Here is an 18,221-nt window from a genome sequence, read left to right on the forward strand (position 1 = left end):
TTAAATTATTGGTTAAAGACAACCAGTATTGAAGGGACTTGAAGATTAAAATATCAGACTTCAGAAAACTTCGGTCTGATATTTATTTCTTTAGTATCCAGACAACTTAATTGTCCCGATTTTTTAATTAGTAATTACTACCAACTAGCTTTTTTCACTCCCGGAATAAGACCGTTGTTGGCCATTTCACGGAAAGTTACTCTAGAAAGACCGAAAGTTCTCATGTACCCTCTTGGTCTACCTGTTAGTTTACATCTGTTGTGTAATCTTACAGGAGAAGCGTTTTTTGGTAATTTTTGAAGTCCTTCGTAATCACCTGCTTCTTTTAAAGCTTTTCTTTTTTCAGCGTATTTAGCTACTGTAGCTTCTCTTTTGCGCTCACGCGCTTTCATTGATTCTTTAGCCATTTCTTAGTTCTTTTTGAAAGGTAAACCGAAGTGAGTTAACAATGCTTTAGCTTCTTTATCTGTTTTCGCAGTAGTAACGAAAGTGATGTCCATCCCTTGGATTTTTTTCACTTTGTCGATTGCGATCTCAGGGAAGATAATTTGCTCAGTAATACCTAAGTTATAATTACCTCTACCATCGAAACCATCTGCCTTGATACCAGAGAAATCTCTGATACGTGGCAATGCAGAAGCAGTAAGTCTGTCTAAGAATTCGTACATTCTGTTTGCTCTAAGAGTTACCTTAGTTCCTACAGGCATACCTTTTCTTAATTTGAAAGCAGCTTCATCCTTTTTAGAAATAGTACCTACAGCTTTTTGGCCAGTAATATTCGTAAGTTCTTCTACAGCATAGTCAATGATTTTCTTGTCTGCAGTAGCATCACCTAAACCTTGTGATATTACGATTTTCTCTAATCTAGGTACCTGCATTACAGATTTATACCCAAATTCTTCCATCATTGCAGGAACAATTGTTTCTTTATATGCTATCTTGGGTCTTGCTATATATTCCATGTATTATTTATAAATTATAAAGTTTCACCCGTTTTTTTGTCGATTCTTACTTTCTTATCTCCGTCGATTTTGTAACCTACTTTGATAGCTTTTCCGTCTTTACCAACTAAAGCTATGTTAGAGATATGAATAGAAGCTTCTTTTTCAACGATTCCTCCTTGAGGGTTTGAAGCTGAAGGCTTAACGTGTTTCTTGATGATGTTAAGTCCTGCAACGATTACTCTAGGGTCTTTTCCTTCTTTTTTTATCACTTCAATAACTTCACCCGTCTTACCTTTAATTTCTTTCTTACCGGTAGTAATGATTACGTTATCTCCTCTTTTTATTTTTAACTTTGACATTTTTCTTTTAAAAATTTTTAAAATTAAAGTACTTCAGGAGCCAATGAAATGATCTTCATATATTCTTTGTCTCTCAACTCACGAGCCACAGGTCCGAAAACACGTGTTCCTCTCATTTCTCCAGCAGCGTTTAGTAAAACACAAGCATTGTCTTCGAATTTGATGTACGAACCATCTTTTCTTCTAACTGCTTTTTTAGTTCTTACTACTACCGCTTTAGATACTTGACCTTTCTTTGCGTTTCCTGATGGTGTAGAATCTTTAATAGTAACTACGATTTTATCACCAACTGAAGCATATCTTCTTCTGGTACCTCCCAGAACTCTGATCACTAGTACCTCTTTAGCACCTGTGTTATCAGCAACTTTTAATCTTGATTCTGTTTGTAACATTACTTAGCTTTTTCAATAATTCTTACTAATCTCCATCTCTTACTCTTGCTCAAAGGTCTAGTTTCTTGGATAAGAACTGTATCTCCTTCTGTGCATTCGTTGTTTTCGTCGTGTGCAGTATATTTTTTCGTTTTCAATACGAATTTACCGTACATCGGGTGCTTTACTCTCGTAGTCTCACTTACAACAATGGTCTTTTCCATTTTATTGCTGGAAACTATTCCGATTCTTTCTTTTCTTAAGTTTCTTTCCATAATGTATGAAAATCTTATTGTTGTTTAGTGGTTAACTCTGTATTTAGTCTTGCGATCGTCTTTCTCAAATCTTTGATTTGAATCGGGTTTTCAATTGGGCTGATTTTGTGAGCCAATTTCAATTTTTGATATTGAGCTTTTAGTTCAGTCAACTGAGTTTGAATATCTCCCGCGCTTAAATTTTTAATGTCAGCTTTTTTCATTGTAATCAAAGATTATAAAGGTTTAACAAAATCGTTAGCAACTACGAATTTAGTAACTACAGGTAATTTTTGCGCTGCAAGTCTTAAAGCTTCTTTAGCAACTTCGTAAGGAACACCCCCTACTTCAAACATAATTTTACCTGGTTTCACTACAGCTACCCAATATTCCACGGCACCTTTACCTTTACCCATACGTACTTCGGCTGGCTTTTTAGTAATTGGCTTATCCGGGAAGATTTTGATCCATAACTGACCTTCTCTTTTCATATATCTTGTCGCAGCGATACGAGCTGCTTCAATCTGTCTTGCAGTGATCCAAGCACCTTCTGTTGCTTTGATTCCGAAAGTTCCGTAAGCAAGTTGATTCCCTCTTTGGGCAATCCCCTTCATCTTCATCTTGTGAACTCTACGGAATTTGGTTCTTTTTGGTTGTAACATAATTTCTTAAATTTTAGATTTTAGAATTTAGATTTTAAAAAAGTAACGGTCATTTAAAAACTATCCTCTAAAATTTTATTAATTATTTTTTTTATCTCTTGAAGGTCTTCTGTTATCTCTGTCTCCTCTGTTTCCACCTCCTGAAGGTCCTTTTTTCTGTTGTCCTACTAGTGGAGAAAGTTCTCTTTTACCGTAAACTTCACCCTTCATGATCCAAACTTTTACACCTAGTTTACCGTATTGAGTTAATGCTTCACCAATATGATAATCGATATCAGCTCTGAAAGTAGACAAAGGAATTCTTCCGTCTTTGAAAGATTCGCTTCTTGCCATTTCAGCACCGTTCAATCTACCAGAGATTTGAACTTTGATACCTTCTGCACCCATTCTCATTGTACCAGCGATAGCCATTTTAACAGCTCTTCTGTAAGAAATTCTGTTTTCAATTTGCTTAGCGATACTATCAGCAACTAATACTGCATCAAGTTCAGGTCTTTTGATTTCGAAAATATTGATTTGAATATCCTTTTTAGTAAGTTTCTTCAATTCTTCTTTTAACTTGTCAACTTCCTGACCTCCTTTACCGATGATAAGTCCCGGTCTAGCAGTAGTGATCGTAACTGTTACTAATTTTAGTGTTCTTTCAATATAAATTTTTGAAATACCACCTTTAGATAATCTAGCTTCAAGGTATCTTCTGATTTTGTAGTCTTCAGCGATTCTGTCTCCATAATCGTTTCCACCAAACCAGTTTGAATCCCATCCTCTGATGATACCTAATCTGTTACCAATTGGATTTGTCTTCTGTCCCATACCTTGATTAATTTTCTTTATTACCTAAGATTAATGTAATGTGGTTTGATCTTTTTCTGATTCTGTGTCCTCTACCTTGTGGTGCAGGTCTTAGTCTCTTCAATTGTCTTGCACTGTCTACAAAAATTTCTTTAACGATAAGATTAGCTTCTTCAATATCAGCACCTTCGTTTTTAGCTTGCCAGTTGGCCATAGCTGAAAGCAAAACTTTCTCTAATTTGTTAGAAGCGTCTTTTTTAGAATATTTTAGGATGTATAAAGCTTTGTCTACTTCTACCCCTCTGATGATATCAGCTACTAATCTCATCTTTCTTGGAGAAGAAGGGCAATCGTTATGTAATGCTTTTACTACATCTTGATTTGTTAATTTACGTGCTAATGCACTTTCTCTTTTTCTTGATCCCATGATTATCTACTTCCTTTGTTTTTATTACCACCATGACCTCTGAAAGATCTTGTTGGAGAAAATTCGCCTAACTTGTGACCAACCATGTTTTCTGTAACGTAAACCGGGATAAAAGATTTCCCATTGTGTACAGCGATAGTTTGTCCTACGAAGTCCGGAGAGATCATAGACGCTCTAGACCAAGTTTTGATAACAGTCTTCTTACCAGACTCTATATTTGCCTGAACCTTCTTATCTAAAGTATATGCGATGAACGGTCCTTTCTTAAGTGATCTTGCCATAATTATTTTCTTTTAGATACGATGTAACGGTTAGACCCTTTGTTTTTCTTTCTTGTTTTGTAACCTTTAGCTGGCATACCGTTTCTAGATCTTGGGTGACCTCCAGACGAACGTCCTTCTCCACCTCCCATTGGGTGATCTACTGGGTTCATTACTACCGGTCTTGTTCTAGGTCTTCTACCTAACCATCTGCTTCTACCAGCCTTACCTGATACAGTTAACTGATGGTCTGAGTTAGAAACTGAACCAATCATTGCATAGCACTCAACCAGGATCATTCTAGCTTCTCCTGAAGGCAATTTAATGATTGCATACTTTCCATCTCTAGAAGTAAGTTGAGCTGAAGAACCAGCACTTCTTGCTAAAATTGCACCTTGTCCAGGTTTCATTTCAACACAAGAAATTACAGTACCCAATGGAATATTTTTCAATTTCATTGCGTTACCGATATTCGGTTCTACGCTTTCTCCTGCGATTACTTTCTGATCTACTTTAATACCGTTTGGAGCGATGATATATCTCTTCTCTCCGTCTGCGTACTCTAATAGAGCGATAAATGCAGTTCTGTTTGGATCGTATTCTACAGTTTTTACCGTTGCTTCAACATCATGCTTGTTTCTTTTGAAGTCGATAATTCTGTATTTCTTTTTGTGTCCACCTCCGGTGTAACGCATGGTCATTTTACCAGTTTGGTTACGTCCACCTGACTTACTAATACCAACCGTTAGAGACTTCTCTGGTTTGTTGGTAGTAATTTCCTCAAAATTGTTTACAACTCTGAATCTCTGTCCTGGGGTGATAGGTTTTAATTTTCTAACAGACATTACTATTATTTATAATTAATAATTAATTTACAGCAAAAATGTCAATTACTTCCCCTTCTGCAAGAGTGATAACTGCCTTTTTCAATTTATTTGTCTTTCCTACTTGAAGACCTTTTTTAGTGTGCTTTGAAGAAACTTTAGGAGCATAAATCATGGTTCTAACGTCTGCTACTTTCACACCGTAAGCTTGTTCTATCGCTTTTTTGATTTGGATTTTATTCGACTTAGGGTTTACTAAGAAAGAATAAGCACCTCTTAAATCTGTAAGATAGTTAGCCTTTTCTGAAATAACTGGTTTAATAATAACTGACATGACTTATTTCTTTAAATTTTCCTGGAATTTTTCAACTGCACCTTCTAAGAAAACGATCTCACCTGCATTGATTAAGTCATAAGAAGAAATTTCGTTGAATTTCATAACTTTAGTCTTAGGTAAGTTTCTTGAAGATAAATATACATTCTTGTTAGTATCAGGAAGAATGAATAAAGACTTCTTATCGTTTAATGCTAATGCATTCAAGATAGTGATGAAATCTTTAGTTTTAGGAGCAGCAATGCTCAAACCTTCCACAATTCTAATGCTGTTGTCTCTCATTTTCTGAGAAAGAACAGATTTTTTCGCTAATCTCTTAAGAGCTTTGTTCAATTTGAATCTGTAGTCTCTTGGCTTAGGACCGAATACTCTACCCCCACCTCTAAACGTTGGAGATTTAATATCACCGTATCTAGCAGAACCAGATCCTTTTTGCTTCTTAAGTTTCTTAGTAGAAGCAGTAATTTCGCTTCTTTCTTTTGATTTATGAGTTCCTTGTCTTTGTGCAGCAAGGTACTGTTTAACTTCTAAGTAAACCGCGTGCTTATTTGGCTCAATTCCGAATACTGTTTCGTCTAGAGTTACTTTTTTTCCGGTTTCTTTTCCTGATGTATTTAATACTACTAGTTCCATTTTCTGATAATTACATAAGAATTTTTAGCTCCCGGAACAGCACCTTTTACTACTAAAAGATTTTGTTCTTGATCCACTTTTAATACTTGAAGGTTTTGTACAGTTACCTGCTTACCTCCCATTCTACCTGCCATTCTCATTCCTTTGAATACTCTTGAAGGATCCGATCCAGCACCGATAGAACCTGGAGCTCTAAGTCTGTTGTGCTGACCATGAGTAGCTTGCATTACACCTCCAAAGCCATGTCTTTTAACAACACCTTGGAAACCTTTACCTTTTGAAGTTCCTGTTACGTCAACATACTCACCTTCAGCGAATAAATCAACTTTTACTTCTTCTCCTACTTTTACTTCATCAACGAATTCTCTGTAGAATTCTACTAATTTAGCTTTAGGAGCAGAACCAGCCTTTTTAAAATGACCAGCTAACGCTTTACCAACGTTCTTTTCACTCTTGTCATCGAAACCCAATTGAACAGACTTGTACCCGTCCTTTTCTATGGTTCTGACCTGTAAAACCGAGCATGGACCAGCTTGGATAACTGTACAAGGAATGTTTTTTCCTTCTTCGTTAAACAAAGATGTCATACCGATTTTTTTACCAATAATACCTGACATTATTTATATAATATGTTATAAAATTTTCTTGAATCACCTTTCATTTTAGAGCATCACAAGTAATTTCCACGTTTGAAATAGGCATACTTCGCCCCTAAAATGAGTGTGCAAATGTAAGGATAATTTTCAAATTGACAAATTTTCATACAAAATATTTTGATTTTTAATCAATTAGCCCATTTATGAAAATTTACTTCCTTCTTTTTCCTCAAAATATTTTTGATTTATTCAAGCGATGAAGTGTTTTTCGATTATTTCACAATCACACTTACTCCTGCCTCCTCCAGCGCAACTCTGTCTTCTTCTAAAATATCATTATCCGTGATCAGATAATCTATCTTATCTAAGGAGGCTATTTTTCCGAATCCTTTCTTATTTAGCTTTGAAGAGTCTGCAAGAATCACAACCTTATCGGAACATTCAATCATCAATTGGTTGAGATGAGCTTCTGCCGCATTGGATGTACTGATTCCGAAATCCAGATCAATCCCATCAACTCCAAGAAAAAGTTTATTACATGAAAACTGTTTTAAAATAGTTTCCGAGATAGAACCCACAATAGAAGTAGAGCTTTTCCTCACTTCTCCTCCAAGCTGGATAATATTAATATTAGGATTATTACAAAGTTCAAGAGCTACCCTCAGCGAAGAGGTAAGAACGGTAAGCTGTCCAAAATTAACGAGCATCCTCGCCAGATAATGCATCGTGGTTCCTGAAGCCAGAATAATGCAGTCATTTTCCTGGATAAGCTGCAAAGCCGCTTTCGCTATGTTTTGTTTTGCCTCTACATTGATATTTTCTTTCTCGTCAACATTCCTTTCATAAGCATACCTCACATGCTTGCTGGCTCCTCCATGATTCCGGAAAAGCAACCCTAAGCTTTCGAGATAATTCAAATCCTTTCGAACCGTAACCGACGAAACATTCAACTTCTCACACAAATCCTGTACGAGAACATGACCTTTTTCATCCAGTTCCTTTAAAATATCATCGTGCCTTGGTATTAACTTTTCCATTCTGATTCTTTCATCAAAAATACCATTTTTTTCCGAGACCGATAAAATTTCATTTATTTTCTTTTTAGTTTCGTTTTTAATTTATACATTTGAAAATGAAACATAAACGAAACATTTATGAAACGAAACGAAGAACTTAGTAAATTAGCTGGTGTAGAGGAGTGGGACTTTATCGTCATCGGAGGCGGGGCCAGTGGTCTAGGATCAGCATTAGATGCAACCACCAGAGGATTCAAAACCTTATTATTAGAATCTCATGATTTTGCGAAAGCGACTTCCAGCAGAAGTACCAAACTTGTGCATGGTGGCGTACGATACCTCGCACAAGGAGATATCGGGCTTGTAAAAGAAGCTTTAAAGGAAAGAGGGCTGTTGGCTAAAAACGCCGCACATGTGGTAAAGAACCAGTCGTTTATTATTCCTAATTATACATGGTGGGGCGGTATCTATTATAAGATAGGGCTATCCATCTATGATTTCCTTGCCGGAAAATTAAGTCTGGGCAAAACGCGGTACATCAGCAAAGCTCAAACGATCTCCAAACTTCCAACGATAGAACAGAACAATCTGGCAAGCGGAGTGGTATATCAGGATGGACAGTTTGATGATGCACGCCTGGCCATCAACCTGGCTCAAACAATCATCGAAAAAGGCGGAAGTGCTATTAATTACCTTAAGGTGGTTAATCTTCTTAAAAATGATTCCAATAAAATAATAGGCGTTACTGCGGAAGACCAGTTTACCCAAAAGCAATATACCATTAAAGCGAAAGCTGTAGTGAATGCTACAGGGGTGTTCACCAATGACATCTTAAATATGAACAATCCCAAGCATGGTAAATTTGTAGTACCCAGCCAGGGAATTCATTTGGTTTTGGATAAATCGTTCCTGAAAAGCAACGATGCGATCATGATTCCTAAAACTTCAGACGGAAGGGTGCTGTTTGTCGTTCCGTGGCATGACAGAGCTTTAGTGGGAACTACAGATACTCTTTTAAAGGATGAAAGTTTCGAACCTCGTGCTTTGGAAGAAGAAATCAATTTTGTGCTGGAAACTGCCAGACAATACCTTTCCAAAAAGCCAACACGTGAAGATGTAAAATCTGTCTTTGCGGGACTCCGTCCTTTAGCAGCACCCAAAGGGGAAGGAAAAAATACAAAAGAGGTATCCCGAAGCCATAAAGTGATTACTTCAGAAACAGGCCTTACTTCTATTATCGGGGGAAAATGGACTACCTACCGGAAAATGGCGGAAGACACCATCGACAAGGCAATAGAAATTCAAAACCTGAAGCAGACTCCATCTGTTACTGAGCATTTATCAATCCATGGAAACATGAATGCAGATCAGGTGGACAGAAGCAGCCATCTGTATGTGTACGGCTCAGATATTCCATCGTTACAATCGTTGCAGCAAAGCAATCCTGCTTATGCAAAAAAAATACATCCGGACCATGAGTTTACCATAGCAGAAGCTGTTTGGGCTATCCGTCATGAAATGGCAGAAACCATAGAAGATATATTAGCCAGAAGAGTCCGTCTTCTTTTTCTTGATGCGAGAGCAGCCATTGACAGCGCAGGAACGATAGCAAAACTTATTGCGGAAGAAAAGAACCATTCTCCTGAATGGATTGCACAGCAGACTGAAGAGTTTATCGCCTTGGCAAAAGGCTATTTACTGATCCCTTATTCTCCTAGAAACATAATCTAATTAACTACAATATGCGTGAACAATTAATCCTTGCTTTAGATCAGGGCACGACATCCTCTAGAGCAATTTTATTCAACCACAATGGGCAGATAGAATATATGTCCCAGAAAAATTTTGAACAGATCTACCCTACTCCGGGCTGGGTAGAGCATGATCCTAATGAGATTTGGTCTTCCCAGATTTCAGTTGCTGCGGAAATTATCGCAAAAGCAGGCATTTCAGGACTGGAAGTAGCTGCTATTGGTATAACGAATCAGCGTGAGACAACCATTGTATGGGATAAGGAAACGGGTGAACCTATTTATAATGCTATTGTATGGCAAGACCGTAGAACTTCCAAATACTGCGATGAGCTGAAAGAACAAGGTCATGCGGAAATGATACAAAAGAAAACGGGACTTATACTGGATGCTTATTTTTCTGCAACTAAACTAAAATGGATTCTTGACCACACAGAAGGTGCGAGAGAAAAAGCAGAAGCCGGAAAGTTGTGCTTCGGAACAGTTGATACGTGGCTTGTATGGAAACTTACAAGAGGAAAAATGTTTATCACGGATGTTTCCAACGCCAGCCGTACCATGCTTCTGAACATCCACACTCTGGAGTGGGATGATGAGTTATTGGAATTATTTGATATTCCTAGAGCAATTCTTCCGGAAGTAAAGCAAAGCAGTGAAATCTATGGTGAAACTGCTACCACTTTATTTTCTACAAAAATTCCTATTGCAGGAATCGCAGGAGACCAACAGGCCGCATTGTTCGGACAGATGTGTACAACACCGGGAATGGTAAAAAACACATACGGAACAGGATGCTTCCTATTAATGAATACAGGAAAAGAAGCCGTTTCTTCAAAAAACAATTTACTGACAACCGTTGCATGGAAAATTAATGGAGAAGTCAACTATGCGTTGGAAGGAAGTGTATTTGTAGGCGGAGCTGCCATACAATGGCTTAGAGATGGTTTAAAACTGATCAGTTCAGCAGAGGAAGTTAATGATCTTGCTAAAACGGTAGAAGACAATGGTGGCGTGTATTTCGTGCCTGCTCTTACCGGTTTGGGAGCTCCTTACTGGGATCAGTACGCTAGAGGAACTATTGTAGGTGTAACCCGCGGAACGACCAACGGACATATTGCAAGAGCTACATTAGAAGGTATTGCATTTCAGGTGTGTGATATTGTAAAAGCTATGGAAGCGGATTCAGGAACACCAAGTCTGGAGCTCAGAGTGGATGGAGGTGCTTCTGCAAGTGATCTTTTGATGCAGATACAGTCTGATCTATTCGGCGTGAAAATTACACGTCCGAAAACACTGGAAACAACAGCCTTAGGAGCGGCTTATCTTGCCGGTCTTGCAGTTGGATACTGGAAAAACATTGATGAAATACAATCACAGTGGATTGTTGACAAAGATTTCCTTCCCACATTGGATAAAGAGAAAACAGACAATATGATCCATTTCTGGAACAAAGCGGTGAAGCGTTCTCAAAGTTGGATAGAAGATTAATTTACCTTACATAAAAACGATACATATGACTCCATTTATCGCAGAACTCATAGGAACAATGTTACTTATATTATTAGGCAACGGTGTTGTCGCTAATGTTGTTTTGAAAGGCACAAAAGGTAACAATTCGGGATGGATTGTGATTACCACCGCCTGGGCACTGGCCGTTTTTGTAGGGGTTACCATTGCCGGTCCGGTAAGTGGTGCCCATCTAAATCCTGCCGTTACCATAGGGCTGGCTCTTGCCGGAAAATTTTCCTGGGACCTTGTCCCTTCCTATATCGCCGCTCAAATGATCGGGGGAATGGTCGGGGCTTTCCTGGTATGGCTATTCAATAAAGACCATTTTGCAATCACTGAAGATGAAGGAGCTAAGCTCGCATGCTTCAGTACTGCTCCTGCCATACGAAATACTTTTTCCAATCTGATCAGTGAAATTATCGGAACGTTTGTGCTGATATTTGTGATCTTCCATTTTTCTGACCCAAGTATTTCTTTACATACCGATCCTACGGCAAAAGTGGGGCTGGGTTCTGTGGGAGCACTTCCTGTAACTCTGCTTGTCTGGGCAATAGGTTTGTCTTTAGGCGGAACTACCGGATATGCCATTAATCCTGCCAGAGATCTGGCCCCTAGAATCATGCACGCCATCCTTCCCGTGAAAGGTAGCAGCGATTGGGGATATGCCTGGATTCCAGTTGCGGGACCGATTGCCGGAGCTGCTTTGGCAGCAGTTCTTTACGGATTTTTACATTAACAACAGAAATCACATTTATGAATAAAATCTTAACGGTTCTTTGCCTTCTGGCATTGAGCACAGGGAAACTATTTTCTCAAGACACTATAGAAACCAAGGACAATAACAGACTTGATTTCACAGCAAATATTCAAACCAATCATTTATGGAGAGGGCTTATTATTACTGACAAACCTGTTGTCATGGGAAATCTGTCTTATGCCCTGGATGCAGAAAAGAAATGGAAGGTAGGTTTATGGGGCGCTTCTTCTTTAACGGATGATAAAGACGGGACTCATTATAAGGAAATCAATTATTATGTTCAGTATTCGGATGGGCGACTGTATATCGGATTATGGGATTTGTTCAATTCCAGGAATATCAATACGGCTGTGGCTTCAGACGATATCTTCAATTATTCGAACAGAAGGACAGCCCATATTATTGATCTGAGAACAAATTATACCTTCGGTCCAGCATTTCCAATCAATGTCGAAGCGGATATCATGCTGTATGGCGGTGCCAATGCAGGAGAAGTTGTTTTAGATCCTGACGGAAGCTATAAAAAGAATAAATATTCGACCTATGTACAGGTAAGCTATCCTGTCATTGCAGGGAAAAAAGTCAATTTAGACGCTTTTGTCGGAGCCGGGTTTGCTCTTAACGACCGCTACTTTTTATACGGAAACGGAAAGAATAGTTTTGACGTCGTCAATCTTGGAGTAAAAGCAAGTAAAGCTATAAAAATCACAGACCATTACAGTCTTCCGGTATCTATGATGGCGATGTGGAATCCTTCCAACAAATACGCCAGAATTCAGCTTGCAGCTACTGTGTTTTAATTTGCTTCAAAAAAGTAAAATTTTATTTAATAATTTTACACTTAGCCTTAAAAAGAAATGTCTTCCAACACTGGAAGACATTTTTTATCTAATAATATGAATTATTATTCTAGTTCAATAGGATTATAAGGAAGCGGTTTCGCTTTTGTTGTGATCACGCTGCCATCTTCATTATAGGCTTTACCATAAAAAAATCCGGGATTATCATGATACGTTTTTTGTACCTGTCTGAATTTTTCACGGCTTACTTTAAAGATAGTATCTTCATTTCTAAGATAGATCGGCAAAGGCTTACGATCGATTCCTACCGCTACAAAGTGAAAATCATTTTTGGCATCCTCTACTTCAAGAATCAGGCCGGGAAGCCCTTCGAAAACATACGGCCCATTATTGATGGCAACTTCCTTTGTAAACCAGGCGGTATACGTTCTTCCTCTATAGCTCACCACTGCTTTAGCGCAACTATACCCCAGAATTTTCTTTTCGCCCTTTTCTAGTTTCCAGTTAAAAACCGACTGTTTTTCTTCATATTGATACACATCTCTCAACCTGTCCTGAACAATGAGTTCTTTATCCGCCATTTTCTTAACTATGATTGTGGGATAATTGATATGGATATTCAACATTTCTCCGGCTTCTTTCGCATTGACCATATCCTGATGACTGAATTTTTCAGTCAGCGTATCTTTTTTAAGCTGATTCACATCGGTAAACTTTGAAAAATTCTTCCCGAACTGAAGAACACATAAGGCTTCACGTTTATTTTCAGGATGATCCGGATTATTGGAAAACTGAAGCTGATAGTAGATATTATAAGAACTGAGTTCATAATCCACAACATGATAAGGTGAAGGCTTCAATGCAAAGCCAGGTGAATTAATGATCGTTTGTCCATTAAACAATGAAATAATGAGCAATAGTAAGACGCTGTAAATTTTCATAATTAAAATTACAATATAAAAAAAGAACCGGCTACTGCAATAAGCAACCGGTTCCTATGAGTACATTTAATATTTTATCTAAATTAATTGCATTTCACATCTGAAAAATGATGTGCATCTGCCCAGAAAGCATCTGTTGTTGCATAATCATTCATGTCTAAATAGAAAACAGCTCCGCAAGGTGATACGATAGTAATCCAATTGTAAGGCTTCTTCGCTGTTGACTTCTTTTCTACAGAAATAGTTTTTTCAACCGGTGCTTTCTCTTTAGCATTTTCTGTTTTAATTTCTTCTGCGTTTTTTGCACTTACTAATCCTGCCACACCTAGTGCCGCGATAAATAATAGTTTTTTCATGGTTTTAATTGTTTTGTTTTATTTAACATTCCAAAAGTATCAGTATTAATGAATATTTACAAGCATTTAACCTAAAAAATAGTATATATTTTATTATGTTAAATCACATGCTGTGGATATTCACAGGAGCCCTAATTTCTAATTTGGAATGCAACATTTTGAAAATGAAAATAGAGAAATATGAGTTTCTCTCATCATAATCATTCTTGTTTTAAGCATTTCTATTTTCCCAGAATACTAAAAACACTACTATACATAAATTTTGAGAGCAACCAAATGGTAAACTTTCCGGGATTTTACGGTCGTAATGTTATCTGTTTTTCCTTATTTTTGAAAGAAAATATATGAAAAGGATTTTCAGCTTAGTGATCTTATTAATCAGTGTTTTATCTTTTGCACAGACAAAGGCACCTTTTGTTGGTAAAAGAACTTTTGACATTATTGAAGGATACAGCGGCACGGGAACACCGCATTACTATCTTGATGTAAAGAAAAATGGCGATGTTCATTTTGGATTTGTTCAGGTGAACCAGGCGAACAGAACTGAAACAACAGAGGAAATGAATGCGGGGAAATACAATCCTAAGGTAATGAACGTCCGTTTTAAAAAAATGGGTGAAAACTTTTTTGTCAAATTCGACAAGGACAACATCTATCTTACTGATGAAAAAGGAAACATCCAAAAATCTGAAGATTGCTGCTCTTCTCAGGAAAGTGCGACCAAAGAAACCTGTACATGCGACAGCAAACTGTATAAAGAATGAGAACCCTGTCACTCCTCCTCATTCTCCTTTTTTCTGTCTCTTGCGCCAGGAAAGATACCCACCCCTTTACTTTTTATTATTGGAAAACAAACCTTAGCCTTGATCAGGAAGAAAAGAAAACCCTTGATCTGGCGCCGGTTCCCTATTTATATACACGATTTTTTGATGTTGATAAAACTGGTGGAAAATTTCAGCCGGTTGCTGTTATTACAAGAAATAAAAGCTTTGAGACCAACAAACAGATTGTTCCTAATGTTTTCATCACGAACAAGAGTTTCCTGAATATTTCCAAAGAAGAGATTACCTTTCTTGCGGAAAGTGTTAATACACTCATTCAAAAGAAAATTACAGAATACCACCTCAAAGTCAACCGTGAAATACAGATTGATTGTGACTGGACAGCCGGTACGCGGGATGATTATTTTACTTTTTTAAAAGAATTAAAGAAAATCTCCGGCAAAGAAGTTACCTGCACACTCCGCCTCCATCAGGTTAAGGATAAAAACCAGATGGGAATTCCTCCCGTAGGAAAAGTCTATCTGATGTGCTACTCTACTTCATCACCGTTAGAAAATTCGGATAAAAACTCAATCCTGGATGTTAATATTTTGAGAAGTTATCTTTCGAAACTGGAAGACTACCCGATAAAAAAAGTCGAAGTCGCTTTACCGATCTATTCCTGGGGAATCATTACAAACCACCTGGAAAAGCACAAGTTAATTAACGCCTTATCTAAAAAGGATCTGGAAAATCCGAATTTCAAAAAAATATCAGATCATGAGGTTACAGTAATGAAGGATGGATTTTATTTTGGAAGCTATTTAAATAAAGGTTTCAAGATAAAAGTTGAAGAAATCACAGATGACCAGCTTCAGGAAGTTGTTGATTTTCTACACAAAAAAATACCGCATTTTAACATTATATATTATCAATTAGATAGTAAATTTGTAAGTAACCGAAATTTTAAAAAGTTTTAACTTAAATATTCCTCTGATTTGCAGTCCACATTTGTGATGATTTTATATAAATCATCAAGACAATACAAATTTTCTGCAAACAAATTTATCAATCATAAAAAACACCATACGCTCATATGAAAAAGTATATTCTTTCAATTGCCGTCCTATCTCTCTTCTATACGAAGTCTGATGCGTGTGCATGGTCCGATCCGGATTATGAATACTTTAACCTGTTTACACAGAGTATTATAAAAGATAAATCCTATCTTCCTTTTCTGCATAGTTATTCTACGAGATTTTATACAGATTTCAAGCAGTCTCAAATCCCTGATGAGAATATTGAAGCCTGGAAAAAATTCTTCAATGGTCAGCTTAGTTATTCCGAGACGAATTATCTGGTGAACACCATGAGTCTGAATGACCTTAATGAGCTAAAAAAAGGAACTCCCAATAACCAGCTGCTGCAAAAACTGGGAACAGGTTTCTATCAAAAATACCGGGAAGGATTGGATTATTTAATCGAAGCTAAATATCTCGAGCCTTATATGAGAATCAACTTCGTTGAAAATGAAAATTCATTTTATTACGGCGGCACCGGAAAGGATAAAAATGCGACAAATATCGATTATGATAAAACAACAGCAGCCTTAGTTTCATTATACAATGCAACCAAGAATCCTGAAATAAAACAACGCTACGGCTATCAGCTTGTGCGTTTCAATCATTATACAAGAAATTATGAAAAGGCTCTTCAGGCATTCAAAACCTATGTAGAACCTATACGGCTAAAGGGTGTTCCTTATTTTATGGCATTGGACCAGCTTGCCGGCGCCCAGAGAGGTCTGAAAATGAATAGTGATGCCAACTGGAACTTCTTCCAGGTCTTCATGAACAGCGACAGCCGAAAGGAGTCCGCTTTCGTTTCTATGAAGCTTTCGGATACCGCTTCTTTCAACAACATTTTAAAAAGAGCGGGAACCAGCAATGAAAAAAACATGGCGTATTTTCTTCTGGGTTATGAAGATTTCAACAATCCGATTCCCATCATGGAAAAAATGTACGACATTAATCCTGATTCTGAGATCCTGAAAGTGATGGCTGTAAGAAGTATCAATGAACTGGAGAGAAGCTATCTTCCCATCTATTATTACACCAATAACGATACGGATGCTGCTTCTGTAAATAAAGATCCCAGTTTAGGCAAAACAACAGATCAGGATAAAGCTGCACCGGAAAAAATAAAAGAGGAGAAGGTTTCTTTCTGGCAGAAAATTGTACGGTTTTTCAAAAGGCTTTTCGGTATCAAATCTGATCCAACGGCTGAAGGAGGTACATCTGATCAAAGTGATGATGAACTGTTGAAAAATCCCAACAGAATTCCTTTCTACAATAACAATAATTACTGGTATGGTGAAAAAACCAAAGACTATCTTGATGATCTTGAAAAATTCACAGAGAAAACAAAAGCAAAATCTAAAGATGAATACTGGCAGATTGCTGATGCCTATCTGAAGTTTCTGAAAAAAGATTATAAAGCGAGCACTGAAATTCTGGAGGATATTAAAACCACCAATCCTGAATATCTGGAAGAGATCAAAAGAATGAAAGTGCTGAATGATATTGTTTCCCAACCGAAAATTGATGCAGCTTATGAAGACCATTTAATGAAGGATTATGCTGAATATTTTGTTGAGAAAAAAGAAGTTAAAAAAGATACAGCGGAAACTGAGGGCTATGATGATTATTACGGCCCGGTTCCTTCTACCGCTTCTTTCCTGAAAGATGTTCTGGCCAACCGTTATTTTCTGCAGGGAGAAGACGGAAAATCATTCCTGATGAGTAATAAGCTTTCTGATCTTCAATACAATCCGAATTCAAGTCTGGTAAAGAGTGTGGAAGATTTTTACCGAAAGCCGAACAAATCACAGTTTGAACAGCAGATCATTTCTAAAAACATGGATGATGTCGGAAACATCGATGCCTTTTTCAGTGTCATCTACGGAGACCGTGCCATGAGAGCCGCTGATTTTGAAAAAGCTAAATCTTATTATCAAAAAGCACAAAACTTTGTTGGAATTCCAAGAATCAATTATGACTGGGTTTCCAGCGAGCAGCCTAAAGTTCCTCATAAATATGGAGATAACGAATACAATGGATTCAGAAATATTCCAAGCTACGTCTTTGGCCATAATGTCTGGGAAAGCTATCAGAGTGATGCTGCAACCAGTATGGAGAATGAGGGCTATTCTCTGTTTCCTTTTATTAAACCGAGCATGAATAAGCTTGAGCTGGCAGATGCGTTGATTCAGCTTAAAAAAATAGGCACCGGAAAGGATGAAAAGTCTGCTAAAGCCAATCAGCTGATCGGAAACTTACTCTATAATACTTCTATTTTAGGATATTACAGACAGGTATTTGTGATGGATGTAGATAATAGCAACGGTGGAAAATATGACTTCTGGAATACCAACCAAAAGAATCCATATAAGTATTATTACAAAAACTTTATGGACAGAACCTACATAGAACCGGATAATTTTGATCTTGCCATTTCTTATTATAAAAAAGCATTGGATGCTTCCACCATGAAAGAAGAAAAAGCAAGAATACTCTTCCAGATGGCAAGTGCTGAACAAGGAAAGTACTATCAATACGAGGCGAAAAATAAACCTACAGAAAATTATTCTGATCCCAAATGGTCTGAAAAAGCGGATGCCTACCAAAAGCAGCTGGATGATATTAAAAATCAAAAATTCAGAACGTATTTCGCCATGCTAAAATCACAGTATTCAGATACTGAAACGGCCAAAAACCTGATGGGCAGCTGTTCGTATTTTGGGTATTTTATGAAGTAGATTGTCCTATAAAACCGTTCGATAGCGGAGGGTTTAACCAAAAAAACAGCTGCTTTA

24 protein-coding genes are annotated in these 18,221 nt (G+C 37.4%); 7 read left to right on the forward strand and 17 right to left on the reverse strand.

Features of this window, described 5'->3' with window-relative positions:
* Positions 1–137 precede the first annotated feature (137 nt).
* From rpsN to IW15_RS15320, 15 genes are all read right to left on the reverse strand, one after another.
* Complete coding sequence (gene rpsN, locus IW15_RS15250) at positions 138–407, reverse strand: 30S ribosomal protein S14 (RefSeq protein ID WP_034712998.1); 270 nt, start codon at positions 405–407, stop codon at positions 138–140.
* A 3-nt stretch (positions 408–410) separates the two neighbouring features.
* Complete coding sequence (gene rplE / locus IW15_RS15255; protein WP_034713002.1) at positions 411–962, reverse strand: 50S ribosomal protein L5; 552 nt, start codon at positions 960–962, stop codon at positions 411–413.
* Positions 963–976: 14 nt separating this feature from the next.
* Complete coding sequence (gene rplX, locus IW15_RS15260; RefSeq protein WP_034713003.1) at positions 977–1,303, reverse strand: 50S ribosomal protein L24; 327 nt, start codon at positions 1,301–1,303, stop codon at positions 977–979.
* A gap of 23 nt (positions 1,304–1,326) precedes the next feature.
* Positions 1,327–1,695, reverse strand: coding sequence for a 50S ribosomal protein L14 (gene rplN / locus IW15_RS15265; RefSeq protein WP_007839504.1), 369 nt, complete (start codon positions 1,693–1,695; stop codon positions 1,327–1,329).
* Positions 1,695–1,952 carry a 30S ribosomal protein S17 gene (rpsQ, locus tag IW15_RS15270; protein ID WP_053073319.1) on the reverse strand — a complete coding sequence of 86 codons (258 nt, stop codon included), beginning with the start codon at positions 1,950–1,952 and terminating at the stop codon, positions 1,695–1,697. Before rpsQ ends, rplN begins: the two co-directional genes overlap by 1 nt.
* Before the next feature lie 11 nt (positions 1,953–1,963).
* Positions 1,964–2,152, reverse strand: coding sequence for a 50S ribosomal protein L29 (rpmC, locus tag IW15_RS15275; protein WP_034713007.1), 189 nt, complete (start codon positions 2,150–2,152; stop codon positions 1,964–1,966).
* 12 nt (positions 2,153–2,164) lie between these two features.
* The gene (gene rplP / locus IW15_RS15280; protein ID WP_034713010.1) at positions 2,165–2,590 is read right to left on the reverse strand and encodes a 50S ribosomal protein L16; all 426 of its coding nucleotides are present in this window, start codon (positions 2,588–2,590) and stop codon (positions 2,165–2,167) included.
* A 78-nt stretch (positions 2,591–2,668) separates the two neighbouring features.
* Complete coding sequence (gene rpsC, locus IW15_RS15285) at positions 2,669–3,403, reverse strand: 30S ribosomal protein S3 (protein ID WP_034713014.1); 735 nt, start codon at positions 3,401–3,403, stop codon at positions 2,669–2,671.
* Positions 3,404–3,410: 7 nt separating this feature from the next.
* Positions 3,411–3,809 carry a 50S ribosomal protein L22 gene (gene rplV, locus IW15_RS15290; RefSeq protein WP_034713017.1) on the reverse strand — a complete coding sequence of 133 codons (399 nt, stop codon included), beginning with the start codon at positions 3,807–3,809 and terminating at the stop codon, positions 3,411–3,413.
* 2 nt (positions 3,810–3,811) lie between these two features.
* Positions 3,812–4,090, reverse strand: a complete 279-nt coding sequence (gene rpsS, locus IW15_RS15295; protein ID WP_027387215.1) for a 30S ribosomal protein S19 — start codon at positions 4,088–4,090, stop codon at positions 3,812–3,814.
* 2 nt (positions 4,091–4,092) lie between these two features.
* Positions 4,093–4,914, reverse strand: a complete 822-nt coding sequence (gene rplB / locus IW15_RS15300; protein ID WP_034713020.1) for a 50S ribosomal protein L2 — start codon at positions 4,912–4,914, stop codon at positions 4,093–4,095.
* Between the two features lie 22 nt (positions 4,915–4,936).
* On the reverse strand, positions 4,937–5,227 hold the full coding sequence (gene rplW / locus IW15_RS15305; protein ID WP_034713023.1) for a 50S ribosomal protein L23: 291 nt from the start codon (positions 5,225–5,227) through the stop codon (positions 4,937–4,939).
* A gap of 3 nt (positions 5,228–5,230) precedes the next feature.
* Positions 5,231–5,860 carry a 50S ribosomal protein L4 gene (gene rplD / locus IW15_RS15310; protein WP_034713027.1) on the reverse strand — a complete coding sequence of 210 codons (630 nt, stop codon included), beginning with the start codon at positions 5,858–5,860 and terminating at the stop codon, positions 5,231–5,233.
* Positions 5,851–6,477, reverse strand: coding sequence for a 50S ribosomal protein L3 (gene rplC, locus IW15_RS15315; protein ID WP_007839520.1), 627 nt, complete (start codon positions 6,475–6,477; stop codon positions 5,851–5,853). Before rplC ends, rplD begins: the two co-directional genes overlap by 10 nt.
* A gap of 251 nt (positions 6,478–6,728) precedes the next feature.
* Positions 6,729–7,493, reverse strand: a complete 765-nt coding sequence (locus IW15_RS15320; RefSeq protein WP_034713030.1) for a DeoR/GlpR family DNA-binding transcription regulator — start codon at positions 7,491–7,493, stop codon at positions 6,729–6,731.
* 117 nt (positions 7,494–7,610) lie between these two features.
* On the opposite strand from IW15_RS15320, the gene IW15_RS15325 reads away from it, so the two are divergent.
* From IW15_RS15325 to IW15_RS15340, 4 genes are read left to right on the forward strand one after another with little or no spacing between them, the layout of a single operon-like run.
* Positions 7,611–9,203 carry a glycerol-3-phosphate dehydrogenase/oxidase gene (locus IW15_RS15325; protein ID WP_034713032.1) on the forward strand — a complete coding sequence of 531 codons (1,593 nt, stop codon included), beginning with the start codon at positions 7,611–7,613 and terminating at the stop codon, positions 9,201–9,203.
* Between the two features lie 11 nt (positions 9,204–9,214).
* A complete protein-coding gene (gene glpK, locus IW15_RS15330) occupies positions 9,215–10,711 on the forward strand; it encodes a glycerol kinase GlpK (protein WP_034713034.1) in 1,497 nt (498 codons plus the stop codon).
* 25 nt (positions 10,712–10,736) lie between these two features.
* Positions 10,737–11,468 carry an MIP/aquaporin family protein gene (locus tag IW15_RS15335; RefSeq protein ID WP_034713037.1) on the forward strand — a complete coding sequence of 244 codons (732 nt, stop codon included), beginning with the start codon at positions 10,737–10,739 and terminating at the stop codon, positions 11,466–11,468.
* 17 nt (positions 11,469–11,485) lie between these two features.
* Entirely contained in the window at positions 11,486–12,289 is an 804-nt protein-coding gene (locus IW15_RS15340) for a hypothetical protein (protein WP_034713040.1), read from the forward strand.
* A gap of 104 nt (positions 12,290–12,393) precedes the next feature.
* On the opposite strand, the gene IW15_RS15345 is transcribed toward IW15_RS15340, so the two are convergent.
* Both IW15_RS15345 and IW15_RS15350 read right to left on the reverse strand, forming a co-directional pair.
* Positions 12,394–13,230, reverse strand: a complete 837-nt coding sequence (locus IW15_RS15345) for a GLPGLI family protein (RefSeq protein ID WP_051882070.1) — start codon at positions 13,228–13,230, stop codon at positions 12,394–12,396.
* 83 nt (positions 13,231–13,313) lie between these two features.
* Positions 13,314–13,586 (reverse strand): hypothetical protein, encoded by a 273-nt coding sequence (locus IW15_RS15350; RefSeq protein WP_051882072.1) that lies wholly within the window; start codon positions 13,584–13,586, stop codon positions 13,314–13,316.
* Between the two features lie 344 nt (positions 13,587–13,930).
* On the opposite strand from IW15_RS15350, the gene IW15_RS15355 reads away from it, so the two are divergent.
* From IW15_RS15355 to IW15_RS15365, 3 genes are all read left to right on the forward strand, one after another.
* Complete coding sequence (locus tag IW15_RS15355) at positions 13,931–14,350, forward strand: hypothetical protein (protein ID WP_034713042.1); 420 nt, start codon at positions 13,931–13,933, stop codon at positions 14,348–14,350.
* A complete protein-coding gene (locus IW15_RS15360) occupies positions 14,347–15,327 on the forward strand; it encodes a hypothetical protein (RefSeq protein ID WP_034713045.1) in 981 nt (326 codons plus the stop codon). Before IW15_RS15355 ends, IW15_RS15360 begins: the two co-directional genes overlap by 4 nt.
* 116 nt (positions 15,328–15,443) lie before the next feature.
* Positions 15,444–18,164, forward strand: a complete 2,721-nt coding sequence (locus tag IW15_RS15365) for a hypothetical protein (protein ID WP_034713048.1) — start codon at positions 15,444–15,446, stop codon at positions 18,162–18,164.
* Positions 18,165–18,221 lie beyond the last annotated feature (57 nt).

This window comes from Chryseobacterium soli (assembly GCF_000737705.1).
GTDB lineage: Bacteria > Bacteroidota > Bacteroidia > Flavobacteriales > Weeksellaceae > Chryseobacterium > Chryseobacterium soli.

What these genes read in the sequence shown, in the direction of transcription:
- rplD (WP_034713027.1), bottom strand. Translation starts at nt 5,860, where the DNA reads ATGGAACTAGTAGTATTAAATACATCAGGAAAAGAAACCGGAAAAAAA.
- glpK (WP_034713034.1), top strand. Translation starts at nt 9,215, where the DNA reads ATGCGTGAACAATTAATCCTTGCTTTAGATCAGGGCACGACATCCTCT.
- rplB (WP_034713020.1), bottom strand. Translation starts at nt 4,914, where the DNA reads ATGTCTGTTAGAAAATTAAAACCTATCACCCCAGGACAGAGATTCAGA.
- rplN (WP_007839504.1), bottom strand. Translation starts at nt 1,695, where the DNA reads ATGTTACAAACAGAATCAAGATTAAAAGTTGCTGATAACACAGGTGCT.
- rplC (WP_007839520.1), bottom strand. Translation starts at nt 6,477, where the DNA reads ATGTCAGGTATTATTGGTAAAAAAATCGGTATGACATCTTTGTTTAAC.
- IW15_RS15345 (WP_051882070.1), bottom strand. Translation starts at nt 13,230, where the DNA reads ATGAAAATTTACAGCGTCTTACTATTGCTCATTATTTCATTGTTTAAT.
- IW15_RS15325 (WP_034713032.1), top strand. Translation starts at nt 7,611, where the DNA reads ATGAAACGAAACGAAGAACTTAGTAAATTAGCTGGTGTAGAGGAGTGG.
- rplW (WP_034713023.1), bottom strand. Translation starts at nt 5,227, where the DNA reads ATGTCAGTTATTATTAAACCAGTTATTTCAGAAAAGGCTAACTATCTT.
- rplE (WP_034713002.1), bottom strand. Translation starts at nt 962, where the DNA reads ATGGAATATATAGCAAGACCCAAGATAGCATATAAAGAAACAATTGTT.
- IW15_RS15365 (WP_034713048.1), top strand. Translation starts at nt 15,444, where the DNA reads ATGAAAAAGTATATTCTTTCAATTGCCGTCCTATCTCTCTTCTATACG.
- IW15_RS15355 (WP_034713042.1), top strand. Translation starts at nt 13,931, where the DNA reads ATGAAAAGGATTTTCAGCTTAGTGATCTTATTAATCAGTGTTTTATCT.
- IW15_RS15350 (WP_051882072.1), bottom strand. Translation starts at nt 13,586, where the DNA reads ATGAAAAAACTATTATTTATCGCGGCACTAGGTGTGGCAGGATTAGTA.
- rplX (WP_034713003.1), bottom strand. Translation starts at nt 1,303, where the DNA reads ATGTCAAAGTTAAAAATAAAAAGAGGAGATAACGTAATCATTACTACC.
- rpsN (WP_034712998.1), bottom strand. Translation starts at nt 407, where the DNA reads ATGGCTAAAGAATCAATGAAAGCGCGTGAGCGCAAAAGAGAAGCTACA.
- IW15_RS15340 (WP_034713040.1), top strand. Translation starts at nt 11,486, where the DNA reads ATGAATAAAATCTTAACGGTTCTTTGCCTTCTGGCATTGAGCACAGGG.
- rpmC (WP_034713007.1), bottom strand. Translation starts at nt 2,152, where the DNA reads ATGAAAAAAGCTGACATTAAAAATTTAAGCGCGGGAGATATTCAAACT.
- rplV (WP_034713017.1), bottom strand. Translation starts at nt 3,809, where the DNA reads ATGGGATCAAGAAAAAGAGAAAGTGCATTAGCACGTAAATTAACAAAT.
- rpsC (WP_034713014.1), bottom strand. Translation starts at nt 3,403, where the DNA reads ATGGGACAGAAGACAAATCCAATTGGTAACAGATTAGGTATCATCAGA.
- IW15_RS15320 (WP_034713030.1), bottom strand. Translation starts at nt 7,493, where the DNA reads ATGGAAAAGTTAATACCAAGGCACGATGATATTTTAAAGGAACTGGAT.
- rplP (WP_034713010.1), bottom strand. Translation starts at nt 2,590, where the DNA reads ATGTTACAACCAAAAAGAACCAAATTCCGTAGAGTTCACAAGATGAAG.
- IW15_RS15335 (WP_034713037.1), top strand. Translation starts at nt 10,737, where the DNA reads ATGACTCCATTTATCGCAGAACTCATAGGAACAATGTTACTTATATTA.
- IW15_RS15360 (WP_034713045.1), top strand. Translation starts at nt 14,347, where the DNA reads ATGAGAACCCTGTCACTCCTCCTCATTCTCCTTTTTTCTGTCTCTTGC.
- rpsS (WP_027387215.1), bottom strand. Translation starts at nt 4,090, where the DNA reads ATGGCAAGATCACTTAAGAAAGGACCGTTCATCGCATATACTTTAGAT.